This is a genomic window from Streptomyces sp. 8N114 (assembly GCF_052245835.1).
Lineage (GTDB): Bacteria > Actinomycetota > Actinomycetes > Streptomycetales > Streptomycetaceae > Streptomyces.
The window spans coordinates 196275-221593 of the sequence record NZ_JBQQBT010000005.1 but is presented as its reverse complement, the minus strand read 5'-3'; the positions used below and the strand labels follow the sequence as shown (position 1 = coordinate 221593).

Annotated in this window: 18 protein-coding genes; 9 read left to right on the top strand and 9 right to left on the bottom strand. The window is 72.0% G+C overall.

The window, feature by feature from the left end; all coding sequences use genetic code 11:
* Positions 1-116: 116 nt before the first annotated feature.
* Positions 117-1376: a sensor histidine kinase gene (locus ACTWQF_RS13825; RefSeq protein WP_443279842.1), complete on the bottom strand. Its 1260-nt coding sequence runs from the start codon at positions 1374-1376 to the stop codon at positions 117-119.
* Positions 1377-1722: 346 nt separating this feature from the next.
* Here ACTWQF_RS13825 and ACTWQF_RS13820 point away from each other — a divergent pair, with 346 nt between their 5' ends.
* Positions 1723-4077 (top strand): MMPL family transporter, encoded by a 2355-nt coding sequence (locus tag ACTWQF_RS13820; protein ID WP_443279645.1) that lies wholly within the window; start codon positions 1723-1725, stop codon positions 4075-4077.
* A 51-nt stretch (positions 4078-4128) separates the two neighbouring features.
* On the opposite strand, the gene ACTWQF_RS13815 is transcribed toward ACTWQF_RS13820, so the two are convergent.
* Genes ACTWQF_RS13815 through ACTWQF_RS13805 form a run of 3 tightly spaced genes read right to left on the bottom strand, consistent with a single transcriptional unit; the run spans position 4129 to position 8694 of the window.
* Positions 4129-5562, bottom strand: a complete 1434-nt coding sequence (locus ACTWQF_RS13815; RefSeq protein ID WP_443279644.1) for an APC family permease — start codon at positions 5560-5562, stop codon at positions 4129-4131.
* A gap of 56 nt (positions 5563-5618) precedes the next feature.
* Positions 5619-7208 (bottom strand): GMC family oxidoreductase, encoded by a 1590-nt coding sequence (locus ACTWQF_RS13810; protein ID WP_443279643.1) that lies wholly within the window; start codon positions 7206-7208, stop codon positions 5619-5621.
* A gap of 19 nt (positions 7209-7227) precedes the next feature.
* Positions 7228-8694 (bottom strand): aldehyde dehydrogenase family protein, encoded by a 1467-nt coding sequence (locus tag ACTWQF_RS13805; RefSeq protein WP_443279642.1) that lies wholly within the window; start codon positions 8692-8694, stop codon positions 7228-7230.
* A 195-nt stretch (positions 8695-8889) separates the two neighbouring features.
* Between ACTWQF_RS13805 and ACTWQF_RS13800 the strand changes: the two genes are divergently transcribed.
* Positions 8890-9777 carry a Gfo/Idh/MocA family protein gene (locus ACTWQF_RS13800; protein WP_443279641.1) on the top strand — a complete coding sequence of 296 codons (888 nt, stop codon included), beginning with the start codon at positions 8890-8892 and terminating at the stop codon, positions 9775-9777.
* Positions 9778-9817: 40 nt separating this feature from the next.
* Here ACTWQF_RS13800 and ACTWQF_RS13795 read toward each other — a convergent pair whose 3' ends face one another.
* Positions 9818-10615: a putative protein N(5)-glutamine methyltransferase gene (locus ACTWQF_RS13795; RefSeq protein WP_443279640.1), complete on the bottom strand. Its 798-nt coding sequence runs from the start codon at positions 10613-10615 to the stop codon at positions 9818-9820.
* A gap of 967 nt (positions 10616-11582) precedes the next feature.
* Between ACTWQF_RS13795 and ACTWQF_RS13790 the strand changes: the two genes are divergently transcribed.
* The 6 genes from ACTWQF_RS13790 (at position 11583) to ACTWQF_RS13765 (ending at position 20034) form a co-directional block, all read left to right on the top strand.
* On the top strand, positions 11583-12416 hold the full coding sequence (locus tag ACTWQF_RS13790; RefSeq protein WP_443279639.1) for a S1 family peptidase: 834 nt from the start codon (positions 11583-11585) through the stop codon (positions 12414-12416).
* Positions 12417-12506: 90 nt separating this feature from the next.
* Positions 12507-12893, top strand: coding sequence for a VOC family protein (locus ACTWQF_RS13785; RefSeq protein WP_443279638.1), 387 nt, complete (start codon positions 12507-12509; stop codon positions 12891-12893).
* Between the two features lie 107 nt (positions 12894-13000).
* Positions 13001-13648 (top strand): LuxR C-terminal-related transcriptional regulator, encoded by a 648-nt coding sequence (locus tag ACTWQF_RS13780; RefSeq protein ID WP_443247207.1) that lies wholly within the window; start codon positions 13001-13003, stop codon positions 13646-13648.
* 88 nt (positions 13649-13736) lie between these two features.
* Positions 13737-17009, top strand: coding sequence for an alpha-N-acetylglucosaminidase (locus ACTWQF_RS13775; RefSeq protein ID WP_443279637.1), 3273 nt, complete (start codon positions 13737-13739; stop codon positions 17007-17009).
* A gap of 46 nt (positions 17010-17055) precedes the next feature.
* Positions 17056-18168 carry a histidine kinase gene (locus ACTWQF_RS13770; RefSeq protein WP_443279636.1) on the top strand — a complete coding sequence of 371 codons (1113 nt, stop codon included), beginning with the start codon at positions 17056-17058 and terminating at the stop codon, positions 18166-18168.
* Positions 18169-18216: 48 nt separating this feature from the next.
* On the top strand, positions 18217-20034 hold the full coding sequence (locus ACTWQF_RS13765; protein WP_443279635.1) for a hypothetical protein: 1818 nt from the start codon (positions 18217-18219) through the stop codon (positions 20032-20034).
* Positions 20035-20078: 44 nt separating this feature from the next.
* Here the strand turns inward: ACTWQF_RS13765 and ACTWQF_RS13760 are convergent, their stop codons facing one another.
* Both ACTWQF_RS13760 and ACTWQF_RS13755 read right to left on the bottom strand, forming a co-directional pair.
* Entirely contained in the window at positions 20079-20849 is a 771-nt protein-coding gene (locus ACTWQF_RS13760) for an ABC transporter permease (RefSeq protein WP_443279634.1), read from the bottom strand.
* A 2-nt stretch (positions 20850-20851) separates the two neighbouring features.
* Positions 20852-21790, bottom strand: a complete 939-nt coding sequence (locus tag ACTWQF_RS13755; protein ID WP_443279633.1) for an ABC transporter ATP-binding protein — start codon at positions 21788-21790, stop codon at positions 20852-20854.
* A gap of 187 nt (positions 21791-21977) precedes the next feature.
* Here ACTWQF_RS13755 and ACTWQF_RS13750 point away from each other — a divergent pair, with 187 nt between their 5' ends.
* Complete coding sequence (locus ACTWQF_RS13750) at positions 21978-22628, top strand: response regulator transcription factor (RefSeq protein WP_443279632.1); 651 nt, start codon at positions 21978-21980, stop codon at positions 22626-22628.
* Between the two features lie 10 nt (positions 22629-22638).
* Here ACTWQF_RS13750 and ACTWQF_RS13745 read toward each other — a convergent pair whose 3' ends face one another.
* Both ACTWQF_RS13745 and ACTWQF_RS13740 read right to left on the bottom strand, forming a co-directional pair.
* Positions 22639-23646 carry a LacI family DNA-binding transcriptional regulator gene (locus ACTWQF_RS13745; RefSeq protein ID WP_443279631.1) on the bottom strand — a complete coding sequence of 336 codons (1008 nt, stop codon included), beginning with the start codon at positions 23644-23646 and terminating at the stop codon, positions 22639-22641.
* Positions 23643-25298 (bottom strand): glycoside hydrolase family 13 protein, encoded by a 1656-nt coding sequence (locus ACTWQF_RS13740; RefSeq protein WP_443279630.1) that lies wholly within the window; start codon positions 25296-25298, stop codon positions 23643-23645. Before ACTWQF_RS13740 ends, ACTWQF_RS13745 begins: the two co-directional genes overlap by 4 nt.
* Between the last annotated feature and the right edge of the window lie 21 nt (positions 25299-25319).

The following is a 25319-nucleotide window of genomic DNA, read 5'->3' as shown; positions in this document are numbered from 1 at the left end:
TTGCAGACTGCGGGTTGGTTGTGGTTGCTCGCGCCCACGCGGCGGAGCCGCAGATCCGCACAGCCCCGCGCCCCTTCGGGGCGCGTCCCCTCCCCTGCGCTGTGGTCGCGCACGCCTCAGGTGGGGCGGCAGGGGATCTCCATGGTGACCATGGTGGGGCCGCCCGGCGGACTGCTGATGGCCAGGATGCCGTCGAACGGGCCCAGTCGGCGCTCGATACCGGCTATGCCCGATCCGTTGGAGACATCGGCGCCGCCCTGCCCGTCGTCGGTGACGGATATGCGGAGCATGCCGCCCGCGTCGTATGTGTAGTGGATGTCCAGCCAGATGTGTTCGGCCACCGCGTGTTTGACCGCGTTGGTGAGGACCTCGCTGACCGCGAAGTAGGCGGCCGACTCCACCGGTTCGGCGAACCGTCCCGGCAGTTCGACGTCGACCTCGACGGGCACCTGCATCCGCAGGGCGAGGGCCTCCGCCGCGTCGCCCAGGCCACGCTCGGCGAGCACCGGCGGGTGGATCCCGCGCACCAGGTCGCGCAGTTCGGTCAGCGCCTCCACCGAGGACTCTCTGGCCTGCGCGATGAGCTGCTTGGCCTTGGCTGGGTCGTGCTCGATCAGGGCCTCGATGGTGCCGAGGCTCATACCCATGGCGACCAGCCGGGCCTGCGCGCCGTCGTGCAGATCGCGCTCGATGCGGCGCAGCTCGGCGGCCGAGGTGTCGACGGCGTCGTGCCGCGTCTCGTACAGCTGCTCCACCCGCTGCGTCAGCAGGGCGCCCCGGGTGGGGGCGAGCAGTCCGCGGGCCAGCTGGAAGTGGGCCGTGATCAGATACGGGTTGGCGAAGCAGGCGAGCAGCAGCACGAAGCTGCCGAGGGCCGCGCACTGCACCGCGTCACCGAAGGTCTCGACGTGGACGAAGCCGTACCAGTAGCCCCCCGCGACGGCGCGCCACACGCCGGCGAACATCACCCAGCCCTCCACGCCGTAGCCGATCAGTGCGGGCGGCAGCAGGGCCAGGACGTAGCCGAACACGGCGTCGGTGATCAGCCATATGAAGTCCCGCCAGGTGGCGGGATCCTTGAGCAGCAGCACGCAGCGCTCGACGTACCCCGTCACGCCGAACGGGCCCGGCGGCAGCGGCCGGTAGGGGGTGCGGATGTGCAGGCCCGCCCACTCGCCGGCCAGCGCGCGGCGCCGGTCGGCGTGCATCCGGACGACGTGCAGGACCCATGGGGTGGTGAAGACGCCGACGCCCAGCGGCATGAACACCAGCGAGAGCAGCGTCATCAGGAACAGGGTCAGGGAGAAGCCTAGGGAGAGGACCGTCAGCACGAGGCCGCGGCCGGCCGCCAGCAGCGATACCGCCGGGCTGCCCATACGGGGCCGCAGCCGGGGCAGGGCCGGCCGCTCCGCGCTGTCGCTCCACATCGTCGCCATCCCCTTGGCCCCAGTCACCACTCGCCCCCAGCTCCGTCATCCTCCGCTGCCCGTTTTCCGGGTCACCGTGCCAGTCTGCGCTCTGCCGCCTGCCCGTGCACTGGTCCCGGCTACCGTCCCGTAGGTAGACCTAGCACCACCGTCCGGCTCTCCCTTTGCTTCTCCGCCAGGGGGTGCTGCGCTTCTCCGTCACGGGTGCTCGGCGGCTGTGGCCGCACGCCCGCCGTTTCTAGCGTCGTTGCTGCCCGGCACGGCCAGGCCAACCGACGGAAACGGGGAGAGCCCGATGCACAGACCACCCACACCCACCCGCCCTGGGACGTCCACCAGGGAGCCCCGTTCGGGGCTTGCCGCGCGGCTCGGCGGATGGAGCACCCGGCACCGTAAGACGGCAGTCTTCGGCTGGCTGCTCTTCGTCGTACTCGCCGCGACGCTCGGCGGGATGGCCGGGCTGACGGAACCCACCGACAGCGAGCAGTCCGTACGGGACTCGGCGCGGGCGACCGCCATCCTGGAGGACGCCGGGATCGAGGAGCCGCCGACCGAGTCGGTGATGGTCTCCAGCACCGGCAAGGGCGGCTGGCGGGCGACCGCAGACGAGGTCACCCGCGCCGTCAAGGACACCGGCCGGGTCAAGAACGTCCGCGACCCCCTCCCCTCCCGGGACGGCAAGGCGGGCCTGATCGGCTTCGAGATGCGCGGCGACCCCGAATCGGAGGACGAGAAGCCGATCAACGAGGTCATCGACGCGGTCGGCAAGGTCCGCGACGCGCACCACGGCGACGGCATCGAGATCCACCAGTACGGCGAGGCCAGCGCCGAGAAGTGGCTGGGCAAGATGCTCGGCGAGGACTTCGCCAAGGCGGAGTGGACGGCCGTTCCGCTGGCGCTGGGCATCCTGCTGGTGGCCTTCGGTGCGCTGGTGGCCGCGCTGCTGCCGGTGGCGCTCGCCATCACCGCGTTCATCGCCGCGAACGGCATCCTCGCGCTGGTCTCCAACGGGCTGCACATGGAGGAGACGACCAACTCGGTGATGCTGCTGATGGGGCTCGCCGTCGGCGTCGACTACTGCCTGTTCTACTTGCGGCGGGAGCGGGACGAGCGGGCCGCGGGACGGGACGCCGACACCGCCCTGCGGATCGCCGCGGCCACCAGCGGTCGTGCCGTACTGGTGTCAGGCGTGACGGTGATGGTGGCGATGGCGGGCATGTTCCTGTCGGGGCTGCTGCTGTTCAAGGGCTTCGCCGTCGCCACGATCCTGGTCGTCTTCATCGCGATGCTCGGCTCGGTGACGATCCTGCCCGCGCTGCTGTCCTGGCTGGGCGACCGCGTCGACAAGGGCAAGGTCCGTCTCTTCAGAAAGCACAGCCTGGGCGGCCGCAAGCGGGACCGCGCCGCCGGGCGGCGCAAGCCGGCCGGCCGGATCTCCGGGGCGCTGCTGCGCCCGGTGCTGGCGGCCCCTGGGCTGTTCGCCGTACTCGCCGCCGCGGCAATGCTCGTACTGGCCGCACCCGCGCTCGGGATGAAGACCGAACAGCTGGCGCTGGACAAGCAGATGCCCAAGGGCGCCGAACTGCGGGTCAATGCCGAGAAGATCTCCGAGACGTTCCCCGGCGGCCCGGAGCCCGCCCGGGTCGTCCTCAAGGCCGACGATGTGCGCTCGCCGGAGGCCCGCGCGGCGCTCGCGGACTTCAAGGAGACGGTCCGCAAGGACACCGGCCACTTCGGGCGGGGCGTCGAGACGGCCGTGCACGCCGATGAGAACGTCGCCGTCATCGACGTACCCATGGCGGGGAACGGCACCGACAACACCTCACTGGCCGCACTGGACGTCCTGCGCCACACGGTCGTCCCGGACACACTGGCACCGGCCGCCGCCGGCGGTCAGGTCTACGTCACCGGGGAGGTGGCGGGCTCCAAGGACTTCAACGACCAGCTCAAGGACGGCATCGTGCCGGTGTTCGTCTTCATCACCGTCGTCACCTTCCTGCTGATGCTCGTCTGCTTCCGCTCGGCGCCCATCGCGCTGGCGTCGATCGTCCTCAACCTGCTGTCGGTCGGTGCGGCGTACGGGGTGATGACGGCGGTCTTCCAGCACGGCTGGGGTGCCTCGCTGTTCCAGGCGGAGGCGGTCGGCGCCATCGAGTCGTGGATGCCGCTGTTCGTACTGGTCGTGCTGTTCGGCCTGTCGATGGACTACCACGTCTTCGTGGTCTCCCGGATCCGCGAGGCGAAGGACCGGGGTATAAGCACCCGGGAGGCAATCCGCGACGGAATCCGGGCCACGGCCTCGGCGGTGACCGGTGCGGCGCTCATCATGGTCGCGGTCTTCTCGGTCTTCGCGACACTGTCGATGCAGGACATGAAGCAGATGGGCGTCGGCCTCGCGGTGGCCGTCCTGCTGGACGCCACTGTGGTGCGGATGGTGCTGCTGCCCGCCGTGATGATGCTGCTGGGTGAGCGGAACTGGTATCTGCCGCGGTGGTTGCGGTGGCTGCCGCGGATGGAGCACGGCGAGGCTGTGGTTCCGGTTGCCGCCTCGCACTCGCCCGAGGGCGCGACGCCGCTCGACGCTTGGGGCGCGGGCCCTTACGGGCAGCCGCCGCAGCTGGGGGACCGGCCCCCGGAGCACGTCAGGTAACCAGGACGGCGTCTCTGGGCGGGCACAGCCCGGATGCCCACAACCGCCCCCTCAGCGTTGCGGAATCGCGTCGCCTGAGGGGGCGTCGCCGCGGCCGTAGTGGTGGGTGGTGAACATGTACAGCAGTCCGGCGGCCACGACGACGCCGCCGCTGAGCAGCACGATGTAGTTGGAGTACCAGGGCTCCTCGGGGGTGCGGGCCCAGCAGATGTTGACGATGGCGAAGATGCCGTAGGCCAGGGCCGTGCCGTTGACCAGCAGCCCCCAGCGGCCGAGCGTGAACTCGCCGGTGGCGCGCCAGCCCTTCAGCCGGGCCCGCAGTGCCGCGAGGACGACCATCTGGAACGAGCCGTAGATGCCGAGGATGGCGAACGAGACGATCTTGGTGAGGGCATCCTCGGAGACCAGCGAACCGAACGCGATCAGGCCGGGGATGACGGCCGCCACCAGCAGCGCCACCTCGGGCACGGCCCGCTTGTGCGAGAAGCGGCGCAGCAGCTTGTGGCCGACGACCATCCGGTCGCGGGCGTAGGAGTAGATGAGGCGGCCCGCGGCGGCCTGGAGGCTGATGGTGCAGGAGAGGAAGGAGATGAGGACGACGGCCATCACCAGCCGCGCGCCGACCGTGCCCATGGCGTCGTAGAGGACGTTGACGACCGGGTCGGTGTCCTTGCCCGAGATCACCGCGCCGTAGTCGGTGACGGACAGCAGCAGCGAGCCGCAGGTGAAGGTGGCGGCGGCACCGCCGACGTAGATGGTGCGGCGCATCGCCTTGGGGATGACCAGGCCCGGGTGGGCGACCTCCTCGGCGGTGTCGCCGCATGCCTCGAAGCCGTAGTACTGGTAGAAGCCGATGATGGCGGCGGCCAGGAAGACCGGGGCGTACGAGCCGTCGCCCTGGGTCTGGTAGGTGTCGAAGATGACGCCGAGGCCGTGTTCGCGGTGGGTGACCAGCAGATAGACGCCGACGATGAGGGCGCCGATCAGCTCGGCGCTGAAGCCGATGAGGGCGGCGAGCGACAGTGCCTTGGTACCGGCGTAGTTGATCAGTGCGGCGACGACGATGAGGATGACGGTGCAGATCACCGTGGTGTGCACGTTCGAGTCGAAGCCGAAGAGGATGGCGATGTAGGGACCGGCGCCGTACGCGACGCTGGTGATCGTCACCAGCAGCGCCCACATATAGACCCAGCCCGTCATCCACGCCCACCGCATCCCCCACAGCCGCCGCGCCCACGGGTAGACGCCGCCCGCGATGGGGAACTGGGCGACGACCTCGCCGAAGACGAGCGCCACCAGGAACTGGCCGCAGCCCGCCAGCAGGAACGCCCAGATCATCGGCGGCCCGCCCTCGGCGAGGGCCGAGCCGAAGAGGGTGTAGGTGCTCACCACGGGCGAGAGGTAGGTGAAGCCCAGGGCGAAGTTCGCCCACGGTCCCATCTCCTTGCGGAACTCCGAGCCGGGGACGAAGTCGTCGCCGGCCACGACCGACCGGGGCTGATGGGGCTGATGGGGCTGATGGGGCTGATGGGGCTGGGCCATCAGCGCTCGCCGCCCTCGGGCTGGGGTCCGGGGCGCCCGGTGATCAGGTCGGCGGCGCGTTCGGCGACCAGCAGCACGGTCACCATGGGGTTGATGGTCGGCATCGTCGGGAAGACCGAGGCGTCGATCACCCGCACCCCCTCCTGACCGCGCAGCCGCAGCAGCGGGTCGACGACGGCCATCGGGTCCTCGGCGGCACCCATCCGGCAGGTGCCCGCCGGGTGGTAGACGGTGTGCGCGACGCGCCGCCCGTACTCCGACAGTTCGGCGTCCGAGTTCAGACCCGGGCCCGGCGCGATCTCGCGCTTCAGCCAGCCGCGCAGCGGCGCCGTGTTCGCCACCTCGCGGGCCAGCCGCAGCCCGTCGACGATGGTGCGCTCGTCGTGCCCGTCCGGGTCGGTGAAGTAGCGGAAGTCCAGCGCCGGATGGGCGGCCGGGTCGGAGCTGCGCAGCCACAGCCGTCCGACGGAGTGGGCCCGGGGCACGTTGGGCGTCATGCACACGCCGTACGGGGGCGTGGGGTAGCCGAGGCGTTCGGTGTTGACGGTGAACGGCACCTGGTAGAAGTGCCACATCAGGTCCGGGCGGGGTTGGCCGGTGTCGCGGCGTACGAACAGCCCGGCGTCGGAGTCCATCGCGGAGTTCGGCGGCAGCGGCTCGTGGGTCTCCCAGACGATCACCGACTCGGGGTGGTCGAGCAGGTTCTCGCCCACGCCCGGCAGGTCGGCCGTCACCTCGATGCCGAGCGCTCGCAGTTCGTCGGCCGGGCCGATACCGGAGAGCAGCAGCAGCCGCGGGGTGTCCACGGCCCCGGCGCACAGCAGCACTTCGCGCTCGGCGCGCAGGGTGCCGGTGGAGCCGTCGGCGTACCGGACCCGGACCCGGGTGAGCCGCCCCGCGCCGTCGGGCACCAGCTGATAGGCCCAGGTCTCCAGTTTCAGCGTCAGATTGCGCCGCCGGTCCATGATCGGGTGGAGGTAGGCGACGGAAGCGGAGGAGCGCTGGCCGGTGGCCGGGTCGTAGGCGAGGGAGAAGAAGCCGGCGCCGTCGGCAAAGGGGCGGCGGTTGAAGTCCTCGACGACGGGCACGTGCAGCGCGTCGGCTGCGGCGGTCACGAAGTCGCGGGCGATGGGGTTCCGGTCGTCCTCGCCGACGGGGACGATGTTGTTGCGCAGCCGCTTGCGGTACGGCAGGACGGTCAGCGGGTCCCAGCCGGCGCAGCCCCTCCCCACCCACTCGTCCAGGTCCTGGGGGAAGGGGAGGAAGCTGATGAGTGTGTTGTGCGAGGAGCAGCCGCCCAGCACCTTGGCCCGGGAGTGCACGATGTGCGAGTTGCCGCGGGGCTGTTCGGTGGTGGTGTAGCCGTAGTCGTACTCCGACTCCAGCAGGTTGATCCAGTTGCGCAGCCGCAGCACCCGCTCGTCGCCGACGTCGCTGGGCCCGCCCTCGATGACGCACACCCGGCAGTCGGGGTCCTCGGTCAGCCGGGCCGCCAGCACGGAGCCGGCCGTGCCGCCGCCGACGATGACGTAGTCGTAGTCGCTCTCGGTGTTCCCGGGGTTGTCCGGGTTCTCTTCGGGTCCGTTCATGCTCGCCTCACTCGCCCGCTCAGCCCTTGAACCAGCCGGAGGGGGCCGGTGAGAGGTTCTGGTAGATGTGCTTGGCCTCCTGGTACTCGCGCAGCCCGGTCGGCCCCAGCTCGCGGCCGATGCCCGAGCGGCCGAAACCGCCCCACTCGGCCTGCGGTACGTACGGGTGGAAGTCGTTGATCCAGATCGTGCCGTGCCGCAGCCGGTTGGCCACCCGGTGGGCGCGGCCCGCGTCGCTCGTCCACACCCCGCCGGCCAGCCCGTAGCGGGTGTCGTTGGCCAGCTCGACGGCCTCGTCCTCGGTGCGGAACCGCTCGACGGTGACGACCGGGCCGAAGATCTCCTCCTGGACGATGCGCATGGAGCGGTCGCAGTCGGCGTAGACGGTCGGCAGCAGGAAGTACCCGTTGGCCAGTTCGGGATCGTCCGGGCGGCGCCCGCCGGTGACCAGCCGGGCGCCCTCCTCGCGGGCGATCTCCAGATAGCCCTCCACCTTGGCACGGTGCTCGGCGGAGCTGAGCGGGCCGGACTCGGTCATCGGCTCCAGACCGTTGCCGAGCCGGATGCCGACGGCCCGGGCGCCCAGCGCTTCCACGAACTCGTCGTGGATGCCCTCCTGCACCAGCAGCCGCGAACCGGCCGAGCAGACCTGGCCCGAGTGGAGGAAGGCGGCGTCCAGCGCGTAGTCGAGCGCGGCGGTGAAGTCCGCGTCGTCGAAGACCACGTTGGGGTTCTTGCCGCCCAGTTCGAGTGCGAGGTTCTTCACGCCGGGCGCGACGCTCTCCATGATCCGCCGCCCGGTCGCCAGCCCGCCGGTGAAGGAGACCAGATCCACCTCGGGGTGGCTGGTCATGGCCGCACCGACCGTGCCACCGGAGCCGAGCACCAGGTTGGCGACCCCGGGCGGCGCCCCGGCCTCCGCGATGAGGCGGATCATGGCGATGGTGGACAGCGGCGTCGTCTCGCTGGGCTTGAGGACGAACGTGTTGCCGGCGGCCAGCGCCGGGGCGACCTTCCAGGACGCCTGGAGCAGCGGATAGTTCCACGGCGCGATGAGACAGCAGACCCCGACCGGGTTGTAGACGACGCGGCTGAGCACGTCGGGGGCGACGTCCACCACCCGGCCGCCGTCCTTGCCGGCCAGCTCCGCGTAGTAGCGGAAGGCGTTCGCGACGTCCTGGATGTCGATGCGGGCCTCGGTGAGGGTCTTGCCGGTGTCGAGGGTCTCGGTGCGGGCGATCTCCTCCTGGTCGCGGAGCAGGAGTTCGTGCACGCGGTAGAGGACATCGGCACGCTGCCGGGTGGGAGCCGCGGACCAGTCGGCCCGCTCGAAGGCGCGCTTGGCGGCGCGTACGGCCATGTCGACGTCGGTCTCGTCCGCCTCGTCGACGGTGGTGATCACGGAGGCGTCGAACGGGTTGATCACGTCCCGCCGCCCGCCCGCGGTGGCCTGCCGCCACTCCCCGTCGATGAACAGCTCCGCCATCGCCCGTCTCCCTCGCTCGCACCTGACCGGCGCCAAGATTGCGCCAGCGCCTCACCACTGGCCACGGGGCACACCGGACGAGGGAGCCTGTGACGGGATAATCAGCACTGATGGGGCAATCCGTGCTGTCTCGCGGCCGGGCCGCACCGCCGGAGCAGCCGTGGGGGGTGCGCCGGACCTCGTAGGCTGCCCGGTATGAAGTTCGGACTTCTGGGGACAGGCCCCTGGGCGGAGCGCACCCACGGGCCCGCGCTCGCCGCGCACAGGGACGTGGAGCTGGTCGGGGTGTGGGGGCGGCGCCCCGAGCCCACGGGCGCGCTTGCCGAGCGGCTGGGGAGTCGGCCGTACGCCGATGTGGACGCGCTCTTCGACGCCTGTGACGCGGTCGCCGTCGCACTACCGCCGGACGTCCAGGCGCCGCTCGCCGTGCGTGCGGCGAACGCCGGCTGCCATCTGCTGCTCGACAAGCCCGTCGCCATCACGCCCGAGGCAGCGCGCGGCGTCGCCGAGGCGGTCGAGCGGTCCGGGGTCGGCTGCGTCGTCTTCTTCACGCTGCACTTCTGCGCGTCGACCGGCGGCTGGCTGCGCGAGCAGTCAGCACAGGCCGGCAGCTGGCAGGTCGGTCGCGCCGACTGGCTCTCCCCCGTCTTCGGCGGCGCCGACTCGCCGTACACCGCCTCCCCCTGGCGGCGTGAGAAGGGCGCCCTGTGGGATGTGGGGCCGCACGCGCTGTCCGTACTGCTGCCGCTGCTCGGCCCCGTCGAGGAGGTCACGGCAGTGCGCGGCGGCACCGGGGACACCGTGCACCTCGTGCTGCGGCACACCTCGGGAGCCTCCAGCAACTGCACGCTGAGCCACTCCGTGACCCCCGCAGCGGCAGGGGTCACGGCCGAGGTGCGGGGCACCCCGGGCATCGCGGAGCTCCCCGTCCGCGACGAGGCTCCCGCCGCGGGGTTCCGGCGTGCGGTCGACGCCCTGTTGACGGAGGTCCGCACCGGCGGGAAACACCTGTGCGGGGCGCGCTTCGCTGAGACGGTCACTTTGCTGCTGCACCAGGCGCAGCTGCAGCTCCGAGGCGTGTGAGGGGTCGCCGCGCGGCGAAAAAGGGCGTGGCGGCAAAGGCTCAAGGGCCTGCGGGGCGGTGGGCGGTGATCGTGGTGGCGGTGAGGTCGGGGTCGGTGGTGACGGTGACCGTCAGACCGGCGGCGGACAGGATGCCGGCCGCCCCCTCGGCCTGGCGGGAGCTGGTCTCCGTCAACAGAGCTCCGCCCGGGGCGAGCCAGTCCCCGGCGTCAGCGGCGATCCGGCGCAGCAAGGAGTGGCCGTCGGGCCCGCCGTCCAGCGCGGGCCGCGGCTCGTGGTCGCGGGCCTCGGGCGGGAGGAGCGGTATGTCCGCCGTGGGGACGTAGGGGACGTTGGCCGTCAGCACGTTCACGCGGCCCCGCAACCGGCCGGGCAGCGCAGCGAACAGGTCGCCCTCGTAGACGTGCCCACCCGGCCCGGCGAGGTTGCGCCGGGCACACCGTACGGCGGCGGGGTCGAGGTCCGCGGCGTGCAGTTCGCCGCGCCCTTGCAGCGCGGCGAGCAGCGCGACGCCGATCGCGCCCGTACCGCAGCACAGGTCGACCAGGACCGGGACCCCCGTGCCGGGTGCGCACGCGGCGGCCCGCCGTACCAGGAACTCGGTGCGGCGCCGGGGCACGAAGACGCCGGGGTCGACGGCGATCCGCAGGCCGGCGAACTCCGCCCAGCCCAGTACGTTTTCAAGGGGGTGCCCGGCGATGCGCCGGGCTGTCATCTCCCGCAGTTCGGCCGGGCCGCGCGCGGTCTCGTACAGCAGGCGTGCCTCGTCCTCGGCGAAGACGCAGCCCGCGGCGCGGAGCTGGGCGACAAGATCAGAGGCGTCGGTGGGGTGGTGCATGGCTTGGAAGCCCTTCCAGGTGCTGGAGCGCTCCCGTCACCCGCGACGGCCTCCGCTACCCGCGGGGCCGCACGCCGGGGGGCGAGAGCGCGTTGTCTGCCGGAGCGGAAATGCGTCTCACCTCCCTCTGTCACCGCATCGCTCGAACATCCGTTGCCGGTCGCCGCACCTTATCCCGAGCGGCGGCAGGGCGCACAAGTGCCGATGCGGCGGCCGGGCGCACGACGAGGCACGGCATCCGGGTTCAAAAAGCCGTGGACAACCGGGAGTTGAGAGGGTGGGATGGAGGTGTCACAGGTAACGGGGAGATGTTTGTGTCATCTGGTGATGTGGCCGACACCGAAGCGGAGGGCGTCGGCGAGGCTCCGCCGGACCAGGCGCCGCCCGACGAGGGGCCACCCGGCGGGGCTCCGCCGGACGAGGCGCCGATCATCGACGCGGAGCCGGTGCACCGGCTGACAGTAACGCCGTTTCCGCAATGGGCCGCGCTGCCCGTGCACGGTGCCCCCGAGGTGCGCGGCGCCTTCCGGGCGGTCCCAGGGGTGGATGACGCCCCCTGGGCGCGGGGCCGCGGCCGGCCGCACCGGTCGCGTCTCTCCCCCTCCCCCACGACCCGTACTCCAGCAGCGACCCGGCGCGGATGGCGAGCCCGCTTCGGCGGCTGGAGGAAATCGTCGCCGACGGCTGAGCAGCGGCGGCTGCTCAACCGCGGCGGCTCCTCGACGGCGGCAGGCGCACGGCGCGACAGCCGACCGCGCGCGGTGGCGGGTCAGCGCCACCACCCTGTCCCCGCGAGCCCACTACCGGCTTGCGGTGCGGGGCTTCCGCCCGAGAGAGCAAGGACCCGGCGCCTGCCCTGGCGCCGGGATGGAAGAGAAAGGACACGCTCATCAAGACCAGCCAGGACAACCTCGGAAACCGCCTCGCGCGCCGCAGTACGGGTGGCACCGGCAGGGCCGCGCGTGCGGTGTTCGTATCGGCTCTCTCCCTGGGGCTCGCCACGGCGGGCACGGTCGCCTACGCGGCCCAGGGTTCGGGTACGTCCGGGGACTCCGGATACGAGACGAAGATCATCGGCGGCGAAGAGTCCACCGAGAAGTACTCGTTCGTCGTCTCCCTGCAGAAGCAGCGCGGCGACGACCCGGACGGCCACGCCTGTGGCGGCACCCTCGTGGCTGCCGACTGGGTGCTGACGGCGGGGCACTGTGTCACCACCACGGCGGGCACGAACGACCCGGCCGCCTACCATGTGCGGGTCGGCTCCCTCGACCGGACCCAGGGCGGCGAGGTCGCCAAGGTGAAGAAGATCGTGGTTCACCCGGGCTACGACTACACGGACGAGAACCGGGGCAGCGCCGACGACCTCGCGCTCCTCAAGCTGTCGTCCAAGGTGTCGAAGAAGCCGGCGCCGCTGGCGTCCCGCACCCCCGCCGCCGGGGAGACCGTCAAGGCGACCGGATGGGGCTACACCAAGGCGACCGGCAACGATCCCTCGCAGCTGCCCGTCAAGCACCGCGAGATCGATTTGCCGGTGCTGGCTCCGGACACCCCCAAGTGCATCTCCAACGAGACGGACGGGGACGCCTGGGGCATCCGTGAGGGAGACTTCTGCACCGACAACCCGGACGGTAACGCCGGAACGTGCGGCGGCGACTCGGGGGCTCCGGCGCTGACGAAGGTGAACGGCCGCTGGCAGCTGTCCGGTGTCACCAGCCGGTCCGTGGGTGACTGCGGCACGACGCCCGATATCTACCCGAGCGTCGCGGAGCACCGCGACTGGATACGCGACCTCATCGGCTGACCTGCCGCATCCAGGGAGGGGGCTTTCGCACGCCCACCAGGCCCGGGAGCCCCCTCCCCCTGGACCGACGTTCGGAGAGGAACGCTTGGGATGAACCGGATCGACCTGGTCACGCTGCTGGTGGAGGACTACGACGAAGCGCTGGCGTTCTACGTCGGCCTCCTCGGCTTCACGGTCCGCGAGGACACCCGCGTCGACGAGCACAAGCGGTGGGTCGTGGTGGATCCGCCCGCGCCGGGCGGCACCGGGCTGCTGCTGGCCCGAGCCGTGAACCCGGCGCAGCGCAGCCGGGTCGGGGACCAGACGGGCGGCCGGGTGGGGTTCTTCCTGAGCACGTCCGATTTCGCGGCGGAGCACGCCCGACTGACCGCGGTGGGCGTCCACTTCGAGGAGGTGCCCCGCGAGGAGCCGTACGGGACGGTTGCCGTCTTCCGTGATCTGTACGGCAACCGGTGGGACCTCATCCAGCACCGGTAGGCCCGGCCGGGCCGCCCTGCGCGAGGCAGCGGATCGGCGGATTCGCCGGTAGATTCAGGCCGTCCTGCCGCCATACGGCGCAACCCGCTGCGAATTTGGAGTTTTCCGTGCGTGTCGTGATCGCCGAGGACCTTTTCCTGCTCCGGGACGGACTCGTACGGATGCTGGAGGCGTTCGACTTCGAGATCGCCGCGGCGGTCGACAACGGGCCGGAGCTGAGCCGGGCGCTGCTGGAGCTGGAGCCGGACGTCGCCGTGGTGGACGTACGGCTGCCGCCCTCGTTCACCGACGAGGGGCTGCAATGCGCGCTGGAGGCCCGCCGCAAGCGGCCGGGGCTGCCGGTACTGGTGCTCTCGCAGCACGTCGAGCAGCTGTACGCGCGCGAGCTGCTGGCGGACGGGAACGGCGGGGTGGGCTATCTGCTCAAGGACCGGGTGTTCGACGCGGACCAGTTCGTGGACGCCGTACGCCGGGTCTCCGAGGGCGGTACGGCAATGGATCCGCAGGTCATCCAGCAGCTGTTGACGCGGCGCGCGCAGGACGAGCCGATGGGCAATCTGACCGCCCGGGAGAAGGAGGTCATGGAGCTGATGGCGCAGGGCAGGTCGAACGCGGCCATCGCGGCGCAGCTGTTCGTCACCGAGCGGGCGGTCGCCAAGCACACCTCCAACATCTTCGGAAAGCTGGGGCTGCCGCCCTCGGACGACGACAACAGGCGGGTACTCGCCGTGCTCGCCTACCTCGACCGAGGCTGACCGCTTCGTTACCGTGCCTCCCCGTACGTGTCTTTGATCACATACGGCAGGACATCCGACAGGATGCCGTCACCTGGAGGCGCCCCCTATGCACGAACCGATCAACGACCGCGAAAGATACGACAAGTCCGACCAGCCCGGGGACCCCGGCCGGCGCGACGCATCCGCCGACTCCGGTGAGTCCGCGCAGCGCTCGGTCCCTGCGGCACGCTCGCCTCTCGACAGACGCGCCGTACTGGGCACCACGGGGGCGCTCGGCGCGGGTCTCGCGCTGGGGAACGGGTACTTCCCTGCCATGGCAGCGGACAGAACGCGCGCACCCCAGGACGCACAGACCACCGCCACCGCACAGGAAAAGGCGCCAACCACAAACGCCGCACTCGCGGCGCTGAAGCGGCTGCTCCCCCGGCACGCCGACCAGATCACGCTCCAGCAGATCGGCGGCCCCGAACGGTTCAAGGTCACCGGGCGCGCGGGCCGCATCCAGGTGGCGGGCACCGGCCCGGTGGCGCTGCTGACCGGCGTGCACTGGTACCTCAAGTACAGCTGTGAAGCCCACATCTCCTGGGCCGGCAGCCAGCTCGACCTCCCCGCGACGCTGCCCGCGCCCCGGAAGCAGCACGCGCAGCGGGCCACCGTGCCCCACCGGTTCGCGCTCAACGACACCCACGACGGCTACACGGCCCCGTACGCGGACTGGGGACACTGGGAGCACTTCCTGGACGTCCTGGCGCTGCACGGCTTCAACGAGGTGCTGGTCACCGCGGGCCAGGAAGCCGTCTACCACCGGATGCTCCAGGACTTCGGCTACAGCGACCAGGAGGCCCGCGCCTGGATCCCGGCGCCCACCCACCAGCCGTGGTGGCTGCTGCAGAACATGGCCGAGTACGGCGGCCCCCTCAGCACGGAGCTGCTGAAGAGGCGCACCGCGCTGGGCAAGCGCATCGTGGAGCGGATGCGGGAGCTGGGCATGAAGCCCGTACTGCCGGGCTACTTCGGCACCGTCCCCGCCGACTTCGCCAAGCGCAACAAGGGCGGCCGTACCGTTCCGCAGGGCAAATGGAGCGGGCTGGAGAGGCCGCCGTGGCTGGACCCGCGTACGGCGGTCTTCCGCAAGGTGGCGGCGTCCTTCTACAAGCACCAGCGGGAACTGTTCGGCGAGGCCGACCACTTCAAGATGGATCTGCTGCACGAGGGCGGCAACCCCGGTGACGTGCCGGTGCCGGAGGCGGCGCGGGCAGTGGAGAAGGCGCTGCACACCGCACGGCCCGGCGCCACCTGGGTGATTCTCGGCTGGCAGGAGAACCCGCGCCGTGACCTGCTCGACGGGCTCGCGGCCAAGGACAAGATGCTCATCGTCGACGGCCTCTCCGACCTGGACCGGGTCACCGACCGGGAGAAGGACTGGGGCGGAGTGCCGTACGCGTTCGGCACCATCCCCAACTTCGGCGGCCGCACCACCATGGGCGCCAAGACCCACATGTGGACGGAGCGCTTCACCGCCTGGCGCGACAAGCGGGGCAGCAAGCTGGTCGGCACCTGCTACATGCCGGAGGCCACCCACCGCGACGCGGCGGCGCTGGAGCTGTTCGGCGAACTGGCGTGGCGGCAGCAGCCGGTCGACCGGGGCACCTGGTTCAACAACTGGGCGAAGATCCGCTACGGCGGCACGGACGCCCAGGCGAAGAAGGCGATGACGGCGCTGCGCGAGACCGCGTACCGCATCAACAGCAAGGACGGCCGTCCGCACGACAGCGTCTTCGCGGCGCGCCCCAGCCTGGCGGCCCGCTCCGGCGCCTACTACGCCACCCACACCCCAGCCTTCGACCTGCCCGCTTTCGACGCCGCTTTCGAGGCGCTGCTGGGCGTCGGCGCGCGGCTGCGCAAGACCGACGCCTACCGCTACGACCTGACCGACACCGGCCGCCAGGTCCTCGCCAACCGCTCCTGGTCGCTCATCCCGCAGCTCCAGGCCGCCTACAAGAAGAAGGACGCGGCGAACTTCAAGAAGCTGGCCGCGCTGTGGCTGAAGCTGATGGAGCTGGCCGACGAGATGTCCGGCGGCCACCGCGCCTTCCTGCTGGGCCCCTGGCTGGCGGCGGCCCGCGGCTCCGCCGCCTCCGCCAAGGAGCGCGCCGAGCTGGAGCGCACGGCACGGGTGCTGGTCACCACCTGGGCCGACCGCCCCACGGCCGACGGCGGCCATCTGGCCAACTACGCCAACCGCGACTGGCAGGGCCTCATCCGGGACTTCCACCTTCCGCAGTGGAAGGCGTTCCTCGACGACTTGCAGGACGCGCTCGAACAGGGCCGCGCCCCCAAGAAGTTCGACTGGTACGCGGAGGAGGAGCCCTGGACGAAGAAGACGAACGACTACCCCACCAGGCCGCTCGCCGACCCGTACACCACCGCCACCCGGGTACGTGACGTCCTCGTCAAGGCGCCCTACCAGGGCTCGCTGAAGGTCTCCCCCGAGCCGCGCGCCGTCCCGCCGGGCAAGGCCGGCACCGTGGAGGCGGTCTTCCGCAACGAGAACGGGCTGGGCCCCACAGGTGCCGTTGATCTTTCGCTGCACGGCCTGCACGGCGCCGAGACACAGGACCCGACCTCGCACCGCGCCATCAGCCCCGGCGGCACGGCCACCGTGCGCTGGCGGTTCACCACGGCCGACCAGCAATTGACCGAGCCGCTGGAGCCGCTGGACTACACCGTCGAGGTCGAGAACGGCCCCGAGGGCCAGGAGCGGGTCACCACCGTCGAGGCCGGGCGGATCTACCGCGCGGGCGCGCTCCCCGACGACGTACGGACCGCCACGACCAACGACGCCGCCTTCGGACACCTGGAGGGGCGCTGGGCGATCGACGGCGGAGGCGCCGACCTGTGGAAGGCCACCGCCGAGTTCGGCACCGTCTACCGTCCGCAGGCGCTGGACGACGGCGGTACGGTGACGCTGAAGGTCGTCTCCCAGCAGGAGAGCGGCCCATGGGCCCGTGCGGGCATCGTCGTCCGCAACCGGCTGGCCGAGCCGGCTTCGGCCGGCTTCGTGAACCTGGCGGTGACCCCGGGCAACGGCGTCGTCCTGTCGTACGACAGCAACGGCGACGGCACCCTGGACACCTTCCGGGCGGTCCCCGGCATCAAGGCCCCGGTCCTGCTGCGGCTCTCCCGGTCGGGCGCCTCATACAAGGGAGAGCTGTCCAGCGACGCCGGAAAGACGTGGCGTACCGTCTCAACCGTCGAGGTGCCCGGCGCGTCAGGCAAACAGGACGCCGGTCTGTTCATGTCGGCCACCAACGGCGGCAGCGGCGACCGCGCACTCGTGGAGTTCGCGGACTGGCAGACGGAACCGGGCACCCGGTAGGCCGGCAAGGAACGGCGGGGCGGGGAACGGGCGGAGGGCACGGGAAGTGACGGAGGACAGACCGCGGGCCGCGGTACAGACGCACGAGTTGATGCTGGCGCTGGTGCGGGGACCCGCGCTCGCGGTCGTCACGCTCCCCCTCTCCATCCTGCTGTTCACGCTCTGCCTCGTCTCGATCGCGCTGCTGCCCATCGGGGTGGGCGTCATCACCACGCCGCCCACCCAGCTGGCCCTGCGCTGGTACGCCGGCCAGCGGCGGCGGCTGGTCCGCGAGTGGGGCGGCCTGGAGGTGCCCGAGCCGTACCGCCCCTGGCCGCGCGAACGGCACAGCGGCATCGTCGGCCACTTCGAGCTCTGCATACTGCTGCTCAAGGACCCGGCGACCTGGCGGGACATGGCGTGGCTGCCCGCCGACATGACAGCCGGTTTCGTCACGGCACTGCTGCCGCCGATGCTGCCGATCAACCACCAGATCACCAAGGCGATGCTGGAGCCCACCCGCGAAATGCTGCTGGCGCAGCGGGTGGAGCAGCTGTACGAGACACGGCACGACGCGGTGGACGCTTCCGCTGCGGAGCTGCGCCGTATCGAGCGCGACCTGCATGACGGTGCGCAGGCGCGGCTCGTCGCCATGGGGATGAGCCTGGGCACCATCGAGGCTCTGGTCGAGCGGGATCCGGCCCGCGCCAAACAGATGATCGCCCAGGCACGGGAGAACTCCGCGGAGGCGCTGACCGAGCTGCGGGATCTGGTGCGGGGCATCCATCCGCCGGTGCTCGCCGAGCGCGGGCTGCCTGATGCGCTGCGCGCGCTGGCGTTGCGGATGCCGGTCCCTGTCGAGGAGGACATCGAACTGCCGGGCCGTTTCGAGGAGCCCGTCGAAACGGCGGTGTACTTCGCGGTGAGTGAGCTGCTCACCAATGCCGCCAAGCATGCGGAGGCGGGGAAGGTGTGGCTCGACGTGCTGTATGTCGCCCCCGCTTCGGGGGGCTCCGTGATTCGGGTGACGGTCACCGATGACGGCAAGGGCGGGGCCTCGTTGGACGCCGGCTCCGGATTGAGCGGCGTCCAACGGCGGCTCGCCCAGTTCGATGGCGTCCTCGCCCTGAACAGCCCCACCGGGGGGCCAACCATGATCACCCTCGAGGTCCCCGTGTGAGGGCACCACCCGCGGTGACCCACGGGGAGGGGGCTCGTTCTCAGGGGTGTGAGTGAAGGCACGCTGGACGTCGAGCAAGCCGAACTCGCCCTCGTGGAGCACTACGAAAGACTCGTCCGTCTCGCGTACTGCGTATTGGGCGACAGCCCCCGCCGGGCACACGCAGTGACCCGCAGGGCGCTCCCCCGACGGTGTACGTCGACGGCGGCGCTCCCCCGACCCCGGCCCCGGCCGGAGGACGCGCAGGACGAGGACCCCGCGTATGTGTGGCTGCGGCTCCGCGTACTGCGCGCGGCGCTGGCCGGTCCGCGGGGCGGGGCCCCGGCCCGCGCCGCGTACGCGTTGCGGCACCTGGAACGGATGGCCGAACCGGACATCCGGCAACTGCTGCGCGCCGCCCGGGTGAAGGACCCGGACGCCGCCATGGCGGAGGCCCGCACAGAGGTCACCACCCGGCCCGCGCCGGACGCCCCCGACCCGCCGGGCACCCCGTGTCCGCTGTGCGAGGCGCAGCCCCCGCACCCCCTCGACATGGTGCGTCGGCGCCGGTACTGGCGGGCCGCGGGAGCCGCGGTGTTCGCGGCGGTGGTGTGTGCCGGGATGCTGGGGGTGCCCGGGGACACCTGGGGGCCGGACGCCGCGGCACGGCCGCCGCTGGTGCGGGGCACCGACGGGGAGCGCGCCCTCGATCCGGACGCGCTGGTCCGCGCGCGGGCCGGCGCCTGGCGGCGGGCCTCCCGTGTGGACTTCGCCGCGTGGCCCGCACGCGGCGCTCTCACCCGCGATGAATCGTTGCTGCGCCGGGCGCTGGTCACCTGGGCGCGGCCGCGCGCCGACGTATGGGTCGGTGCGACGCCCGGCACTCCGAAGGGCCCGCCGCCGGGACCGCCCCAACTGCTGTACGCGGGGCGGCTGGAGGGCTCCGCCGTGGTGCTGCTGTACGACGGGCTGCGGGTGGCGCGGTACTCCGAGCCGCTGGACCCGGACGACGGTTCGGCCGCCGCCAAGGACGGGGTCTCGCTGGAGCTGGCCCGTACGGCGGGCGCTGCCGCTGCGGCGTCCGGGGCGCTGGTGGTCGCCCGGAGCGAGGACGAGGTGCGGTATCTCACGGCTCCGTGGATCACCCGCTCCGCCGAGGTGGATCTTCTCGACCCGGCAGACGCGACGGGCCGGACACTCTCCCGCGGCGAGGACGGGGTCACCGAGCCGGTGCGGCTCCCGGTCACGCTGCCGCGCCACTGCGAGAGCTGGCCGGGCCTGGCGCTGTGGGGCAGCCCCGGCACGGTGCGGGATGAGCAGCTGTACACGGACCTGGGCGAGTTGACCCCCGCACGGCTGACGGACGGCAAGGACCGGGCACCGGCCACGAGCGCCGCAGCCCGCACGCGGCTGGCGCGTACGGTGTGCCACCTCCCGGCGGTGCTCGACCGGGGCGTCAAGGCCGTCAACTCCTGGCAGTTCGCCCGGCAGCGGCTGCCGGACGGGGACGGCGAGGCGGCATGGGTGTGCACCCGGGCCGGTACCTGGCGCGGTGCCGGTGCCCGGGTGATGACGCAGTTCCAGCCCTCGGCCGCCGCTCCTGGGCGCCCGGGAGCCGTCACCTCCCGTACGGAGGACACTCGGGCGTGCGGCCCGCGTGCCCGGGAGGTCCTCACGGGGCTGCTGTGGAAGTCCACAGACGGCCGCTGGTACCTAGTGGCCGCCGGGGACGCGAGCGTCACGCGTCTGCGGGCACGCGGCAGCGGCCTGGCGGACAGCCCGGCGGAGGCGAGGGGCAACACCCTGGCCGTACGCGCCGAACGGGACGCCTCTGCCCGGCTGTCGGCGACCCGCGCGGACGGCACCCCGGCGCGACCGCCGCACTGATCCGCCGGCACCGGTGGCCGACGTCGGCCACCGGTGCCGGGCCGTCACACGTCCCGGCGCCGCACCGTGGTGAGCGCCGCCGCCAGCGAGACGACGGCCCACAGTGCGAGGGCGAGCAGGGCGCCGTACCGGCCGTAGGTGCCGTTGCCGCCCAGCAGCAGGGCCTCCGAGGCGCCGGCGGGCAGCAGATCGGTGGCGACCTCACCGCCCGGCAGTACGTCCAGCCCCACGGGGACCAGGAACAGCAGCCCGAAGAGCGCCGTGACCGTCCCGGCGGATCTGCGGACGACGGCGGCCAGCCCCAGCGTCAGCAGGCTCACCAGCGCGGCGTGCACCCCGACGGCCAGCACCTGCGCCGTGACGTGCGAGAGACGGAAGGTGCTCCGGTCCAGGCTCAGGGCACCGCAGACCACGCCCACCAGGGCGCAGCCCAGCCCCGCGGCGAAGGTGACGGCGCCCACTGTCAGGGACTTGGCGGCCAGCAGGCGGGCGCGGTCGGGCACGCACAGGAAGGCCGTCGTCGCACTGCCGGTGGCGTACTCGCCCGTCACCGACAGCATGGCCATCGCCGCCAGCACGAGGCAGGTGCCGTTGAGTTCGGCGACGACGGCCGGGTCGGCGGGCGAGGCGCCGGGATCGTGGGTGAGGACGCCCGTGGCCGAGGCGATCAGCCCGGTCAGCGCCAGCGCCCCCAGCAGCAGGTACCAGGTCGAGCGCAGAGACCTCAGCTTGGTCCACTCGGCGGCCACGGCCCACCGCAGTGCGGTGCTCCGCCGCCAGGTCGAGGTCATCGGGTCCGCGACAGCGGCAGCCATCGTCACACCCCCGCTTCCACGCCGGTACGCCGTTCCTGGGCGTACTCCACGCTCTGGGACGTCAGCCGCAGATAGGCCGCCTCCAACGACGCCTCGGCGGCACGTAGTTCGTACAGATGCACATGTGCCTCATGGGCGAGATCGCCGACGCGTTCCAGCGGTACGCCGCGCACGGACAGCTCGCCCGGCGCGGGCCGGGTCACCTCGGCTCCCTCCCGCGCGAGCCGGTCGGCCAGGGCCGCCAGCCCGCCGTGCTGCGGGCCGCGTACACACACGGTGGGGCCGGTGCCGGCCCCGACGACATCCGCGGTCGGTCCGTCCGCGAGCAGCCGGCCCCGGCCGATGACGACGAGCCGGTCGGCGGTCAGCTCCATCTCGCTCATCAGATGGCTGGAGAGGAAGACGGTCCGGCCTTCGGCGGCCAGGGAGCGCAGAAAGGTGCGCACCCACAGCACACCGTCGGGGTCGAGGCCGTTGACGGGCTCGTCCAGCAGCAGCACCTCCGGGTCGCCGAGCAGCGCGGCGGCGATGCCCAGCCGCTGGGTCATCCCCAGCGAGAAGGAGCCCGCGCGCTTGCCCGCCACATCGGCCAGACCGACGGCGCCGAGCACTTCGGGCACCCGGCGCGCGGGGATGCCGTTGCTGCGGGCCATGGCCAGCAGATGCTGGTGGGCGGTGCGCCTGGGGTGCGCGGCGCGCGCGTCGAGCAGTGCGCCCACCACCCGTAGCGGACGGGCGAGTTCGGCGTACGGCGTGCCGCGGACCAGCGCCGTCCCGGAGGTGGGCCGGTCCAGTCCAACGATCATGCGCATGGTGGTGGACTTGCCGGCGCCGTTCGGGCCGAGGAAGCCGGTGACCTTGCCGGGCGCCACCTCCAGGGACAGGTCGTCGACGGCGGTCTTGGCGCCGTATCTCTTTGTCAGTCCGCGCAGTATGAGCATGGTTCCTTCCCCGTGCCGGCGTTCTCGTTCACCTGGGACGGTAGGGAGCGGCCGGTGCCCGGACAGTGCCCATTGGTCCCCAGCAGCACTGCACTTTGGTCAAGGCTTCACCTGCCACCGGGCACGCCCGGCGCCGCTGGGTTAGCGTGCTGCCGTATACGGGGCGGAAGCAGGGGGCGGGAGCACGATGATCCGGGTACTGCTGGCGGACGACGAGGCGATGATCAGGGCCGGGATACGGGCGATCCTCGCGTCGGCGTCCGACATCGAGGTCGTCGCGGAGGCGGCCGACGGGCGGGAGGCCGTCACGCTGACGCAGCGGCACCGCCCGCATGTGTGCCTGCTCGACATCCGCATGCCGAAGCTCGACGGGCTGCGCGCCGCCGCCGAGCTGCGGCGCACGTGCCCGGACAGCGCGGTGATGATGCTGACCACCTTCAGCGAGGACGAGTACATCGCCACCGCGCTCGGCTCCGGAGCCGCCGGCTTCGTCCTGAAGTCCGGTGACCCGCGGGAGCTGCTGTCGGGTGTGCGCGCCGTCCACGAGGGCGGTGCCTACCTCTCCCCCGCCGTCGCCCGGCACGTCATCACCCACATGGCCACCGGGCAACTGAGCCGCCGGGCAACCGCGCAGGCCCGCACCGCAGCGCTGACCCCCCGCGAGCGCGAAGTCCTGGGCCTGGTCGGCGCGGGCCTGTCCAACGCCGACATCGCAGCGCGGCTGCACGTGGTGGAGGGCACGGTGAAGACGTACGTCAGCCAGATCCTCGCCCGCCTGGAGATGAAGAACCGTGTACAGGCCGCGATCCTCGCCTACGAGGCGGGGCTGGTGCCCTGAGTGCCCTGACTCACCGATCGGGCGCGTGCGCCGTGGAGCCCCGTACCACCAGCTCCGGCTGGAAGACGAACTCCGTGTCCGCCATCGGGCTGCCGCCCATCGGCTCCAGCAGGGCGTGCACGGCGGCGTTGGCCATCGCGCGTACCGGCTGGCGGACGGTGGTCAGGGGCGGGTCGGTGAAGGCGTTGAGCTCGGAGTCGTCGTAGCCCACCACCGACACCTCGTGCGGCACCGCCAGGCCCCGCTGCCGGGCGGCCCGCACGGCGCCGAGTGCCATCAGGTCGCTGCCGCAGACGATGCCGGTGCAGCCCTCCTCGATGAGGGCTCCGGCAGCCGCGTGACCGCCCTCGACGGTGAAGAGGGTGTGCTGGATGTACGGTCGCTCCTCTCCCACGGCCCGGATGAACCCCGCGACCTTGCGCCGGGTGGGCACGAACCGTTCCGGGCCGACGGCCAGCCCGATGCGCCGGTGTCCCAGCTGGCGCAGGTGGTCGACGGCCATCGCGGCGGCGGCCTGGTCGTCAGGGGAGACGAACGGCGCGCTGATGCTTTCGTTGTAGCCGTTGATCAGGACGAACGGCACCCCGCGTTCGGCCAGCCTGGCGTAGCGGGTGGGATCGGCGGTCAGGTCGGCGTGCAGGCCGGAGAGGAAGATGATGCCGGACACGTCGCGCTCGACGAGCTGGCCGACCAACTCGTCCTCGGTCGCGCCGCCCAGCATCCGCGTCCCCAGTACGGGCGTGAAGCCGTAGCCGGACAGGGACTGTTCGATGACCTGCGCGAACGCCGGGAAGATCGGGTTGGTCAGCTCCGGAATGACCAGCCCGACCAGCCCCGCGCTGCGCTGCCGGGCGCGCGCGGGGCGCTCGTAGCCGAGCACGTCCACCGCGGCCAGCACCCGCTGCCGGGTGGCCGCTGCCACGCCCGGCTTGCCGTTCAAGACGCGGCTCGCCGTGGCCTCGCTGACGTCGGCCTGCGCGGCGATGTCGGCGAGGCGCGCGGTGAGGGCACCCGTCATCCGGCGACCCACCAGGCGGTCGTGTCGCCGGGCAGCTCGGCCTCGCCCGTCGGCTGCTGCTGCTCCGCGGGCAACGGGCGGCTGGCCAGCAGCAGTTCGCCGGGCTCGAAGTCCAGCCGTACCGGCTCCGCAAGGGTGTTGGCCGCGCACACGAACGCGCCGCGCCGGAAGGCGAGCACGCCCTCGGGTGCGGGCAGCCACTCCAGCGGCTCGCCGTCGCCCAGTTCGGGGCGTTCCCTGCGCAGGCGCAGCGCGGTGCGGTAGAGCTCCAGGGTGGAAGAAGCGTCACCGGTCTGGGCGGTGACGGAAAGCGCACCCCAGCCGGGCGGCTGCGGCAGCCAGCTGCCGCCGCTGCCGAACCCGTAGGAGCTGCCGCCGTCCGCCGTCTCCTCCTCGGCCCAGGGCAGCGGCACCCGGCAGCCGTCGCGGAGCCCGTCCTGCCCGCTGGAGCGGAAGAACGAGGGGTCCTGGCGTGCCTCGTCGGGCAGTTCCGTCACCTCCGGCAGCCCCAGCTCCTCGCCCTGGTAGACGTACGCGGAGCCGGGCAGCGCCAGCATCAGCAGCGAGGCTGCGCGCCCGCGGGCGTGGCCGCCGCCGAGCCGGGTGCGGTGGCGTACGACATCGTGGTTGGAGAGCACCCAGGTGGCAGGCGCGCCGACGGCACCCAGCGAGGTGAGGGAGGCGTCGATGACCTCGCGCAGCGCCGCGGCGTCCCAGCCGGTGTTGAGGTAGTGGAAGTTGAACGCCTGGTGCAGCTCGTCCTCGCGTACGTACAGCGCGGTGCGCTCGGCGCTGGGCGTCCATGCCTCGGCGACGCCGACGCGCTGCCCCGGGTACTCGTCGAGGACCTGCCGCCAGGAGCGGTAGATCTCGTGGACACCGTCCTGATCGAAGAACGGCAGCTCGGCCGTCCCCAGCAGCTTCAGCTGCTCGGTGCTGCCCATGTCGGGCAGTCCGGCCGCCTTGACCAGGCCGTGTGCCACGTCGATCCGGAAGCCGTCCACGCCCATGTCCAGCCAGAACCGCAGTACGGAGCGGAACTCGTCGCGGACCGCGGGGTGGTCCCAGTTGAAGTCGGGCTGCTCGGGCGCGAACAGGTGCAGATACCACAGTCCCGGCGAGCCGGGCACCGGGCTCCAGGCGGGACCGCCGAAGACGGACTCCCAGTCGTTCGGCGGCAGTTCGCCCGCGGCGCCCTTGCCGGGCGCGAAGTGGTAGCGGTCCCGGGCCGCCGTGTCCCCCGCCAGGGCGCGTTTGAACCACTCGTGCTGGTCGGAGGAGTGGTTGGGGACGATGTCGATGATGACGCGCAGCCCGAGCGCGTGCGCGTCTCGGATCAGGGCGTCCGCGTCGTGCAGCGTTCCGAACATCGGGTCGATGGCGCGGTAGTCGGCGACGTCGTATCCGGCGTCGGCCTGCGGCGAGGCGTAGAAGGGGCTGAGCCACACGGCGTCGACCCCGAGCTCGGCGAGGTGCGGCAGCCGCTGCCGTATGCCGGGCAGGTCGCCCATCCCGTCGCCGTTGCCGTCCGCGAAGGAGCGCGGATACACCTGGTAGATCACCGCGTCCCGCCACCAGCCGGCCGCGCCGGGCAGCGCCGCCGGGGCGGCCTCTTCCACGGTGCCTTCGGTTGCACTGCTGTGCTGAGTCATGTCATCCCTGAAGAGTTGAAA